The 3136-nt window shown below is 32.6% G+C and carries 3 protein-coding genes; all 3 read left to right on the top strand.

Annotation, left to right across the window (positions count from 1 at the left end):
* On the top strand, positions 1-1627 hold a 1627-nt coding region (gene polA / locus PHC28_RS17470; RefSeq protein WP_300103544.1), incomplete at its 5' end, for a DNA polymerase I.
* 40 nt (positions 1628-1667) lie between these two features.
* Positions 1668-2570, top strand: a complete 903-nt coding sequence (locus tag PHC28_RS17465; RefSeq protein ID WP_300103543.1) for a nucleotidyltransferase domain-containing protein — start codon at positions 1668-1670, stop codon at positions 2568-2570.
* Positions 2563-3136: radical SAM protein (locus PHC28_RS17460; protein ID WP_367278065.1), on the top strand; the 574-nt coding region annotated here is incomplete at its 3' end. The genes PHC28_RS17465 and PHC28_RS17460, both read left to right, overlap by 8 nt.

The raw sequence follows: 3136 nt of genomic DNA, 5'->3' as shown, positions 1-3136 counted from the left end.
TCCATTCCCAGAAAATCAGGAAGAAGCACAAACTTTAATCGAAAAATTTATTCCGTTTTTTGAAAATGAAAACATCGAAAAAATTGGTCAGAATTTAAAATACGATTTGAAAATTCTTTCGAATTACAACATTTCTGTCGAAGGAAAACTTTTCGACACGATGATTGCACATTACCTCATCAATCCAGATATGCGTCATAATATGGATATATTATCGGAAACTTATCTGAAATATTCTCCAAAATCTATTGAAGATTTAATTGGGAAGAAAGGTAAAAACCAAAAATCAATGCGAGACGTCGAATTAGAAGAAATCAAGGAATATGCCGTTGAAGACACGGATGTAACCTTGCAATTGAAAGAAATTTTTACCGAAGAATTAAACAAAACAGAAACCAAAAAACTGTTTGACGAAATCGAAATTCCATTGGTAAAAGTACTGGCCGATATGGAAAAAGAAGGAATCCGAGTAGATATTGATTTCTTGAAATCATTGTCGAAAGAGCTTGAAGACGACATTAAGGCATTGGAAAAAACCATTTATGAAACTGCTGGACATTCCTTTAATTTGGCTTCGCCCAAACAATTAGGAGAAATTTTATTCGATAAATTAAAAATTGGCGGAGCTAAACAGAAGAAAACCAAAACAGGGCAATATGCCACAGGCGAAGAGGTTTTGAGCTATTTAGCAATAGATAATCCAATAGTAAAGAACATTCTCGATTGGCGACAGCTGATAAAATTGCAAAATACGTATGTTGACGCACTGCCCAATCAGGTTGACAAAATTACAAATCGGATTCATACCGATTATATGCAAACTGTGGCTGCAACGGGTCGTTTGAGTTCCAATAATCCGAATTTGCAGAATATTCCAATTCGTACAGAACGTGGTCGCCAAATCAGGAAAGCTTTTGTGGCAAGAGACGAAAATTATACCCTAGTTTCTGCCGATTATTCCCAGATAGAACTCCGAATTATTGCGGCTTTGAGTGGCGAGTCAACTATGATTAAGGCTTTTAAAAATCACGAAGACATTCACAAATCGACCGCCTCAAAAGTATTTAATGTTCCGCTGGAAGAAGTAACTCGTGAACAACGAAGCCATGCTAAAACCGTAAATTTCGGAATTATTTATGGTGTTTCGGCATTTGGATTGAGCAATCAAACTTCTTTATCGAGAAGCGAAAGTGCCTCTTTAATCGAAGCGTATTACAAAACTTATCCAAGATTGAAAACTTATATTCAAGAACAAATAGAATTTGCAAGAGAAAATGGTTATGTGCAAACTATTTTAGGTCGTCGTCGTTATTTAAAAGACATCAACTCTCAAAATGCAATCGTTCGTGGTGGAGCTGAACGAAATGCCGTGAACGCACCAATTCAAGGAAGTGCCGCCGATATTATTAAAATTGCGATGATTACTATTCATAAAAAACTCACGTCAGAAAAATGGAAAAGCAAAATGCTGTTGCAGGTTCATGATGAGCTTGTGTTTGATGTTCATAACTCTGAACTGGAGAAAATCCAACCAATGATTAAACACGAAATGGAAAATGCTTTCAAAATGGATGTTCCTTTAGAAGTTGAAATTGGCATGGGAAAAGATTGGCTGGAAGCACATTGATTAGTTAGCAGTAGCCATTCGCAGAAAAAATTATGAAATTATGGAAACACTAAAAACTATACTCTATTTTTCAATATTTAGATATCCTCTAAAAACGGAAGAAATTCATCATTATACTAATCATAATGCTATTTCAGATACCAAAAACGAGTTGCAAAATTTAATAAATCAAAAAATAATTGTCAAAATTGACGAGTTCTATGTATATGGCAATGATTTAGATAGTGTTCCCAAAAGATTAAAAGGTAATTTAATGGCAAAAAATGCCTTAGTAATAGCGCGCAAAAGAGCCAAATTTATTTCAAAATTTCCTTTTGTTGAAGCTGTAGGAATTTCAGGTTCATTATCTAAAGGATATTATGATGAAGACAGTGATATTGACTTTTTTGTAATTACAAAACCAGAAAAACTATGGATTTGTAGAACTTTACTAATGCTTTTTAAAAAAATATTTCTGTTTAATTCTCGCAAATATTTTTGCATAAACTACTTTATCTCTTCAAATCAATTAGAAATCGAAGAAAAAAATCGCTTTACGGCAACCGAAATAAATTCCTTAATTCCAATTCATGGTAAAACAGTTTTTGAAGACTTTTATAAAAATAATGAATGGGTTTTAAGTTATTTTTCAAAATTTAATTCTGTCACGAATTCCATTCCTGATATTAAAAAACCTTTTCTAACAAAAGGAGTAGAATTAATTTTGAATACAAAATTAGGCAACCACATAGATTACTTTTTTAAGTCGATTACCATTAAAAAGTGGAAATCAAAATTTCATTATTTGTCCGAAGAAGATTTTGAAGTCGCCTTAAAATCTAAAAGAAATGTTTCGAAACACCATCCCTCAAATTTTCAAAAAAAAGTCATTTTATCTTTAAACTCAAAACTAGAAGAAGTACATTTAAAATTTAATTTAATTCTTACTAAAGAAAATGTCTAAAATTCTTTTTTCGCATTCCTACTATTACAAATTAGACCCGAAACAATGGAAAAACAAAACCCCTTTTCCTCCATTGGGAACTTTATATGCGGCCTCATTAATGCGAAAAAACAATTATGAAGTTTCTCTTTTTGATACAAATTTGCTAGATTCTCCAAAATCAATCGAACCTGTTTTAGAGAAAAAAAGACCCGATTTTTTGGTGATTTATGACGATGGTTTTAATTATTTAACCAAAATGTGCCTAACAAAAATGAGGGAAGCCTGTTTTGAAATGATTAAAATAGGAAAAAAAAACAATTGCACCACCATAATTTGCAGTTCAGATTCGACAGATCACTATAAAGAATATTTAGAAAAAGGAGCAGATTTTATCATTCAAGGCGAAGGCGAATGGACTTTGCTCGAACTTATAAACGTCATAGAAAACCAGAAAGATATTGCCGAAATTCAAGGAATAGTTTATAAAAACAAAAATGAAATAAACATCACTCCAAAACGGGATGTTCTAAACGAATTAGACAAACTCCCCTTGCCCGCTTGGGACTTGGTTGACATGGAAAGCT

Source organism: Flavobacterium sp. (assembly GCF_028712645.1).
Lineage (GTDB): Bacteria > Bacteroidota > Bacteroidia > Flavobacteriales > Flavobacteriaceae > Flavobacterium.
Note: the sequence above shows the minus strand (reverse complement) of the source record. Positions and strands in the feature narration are given on the sequence as shown.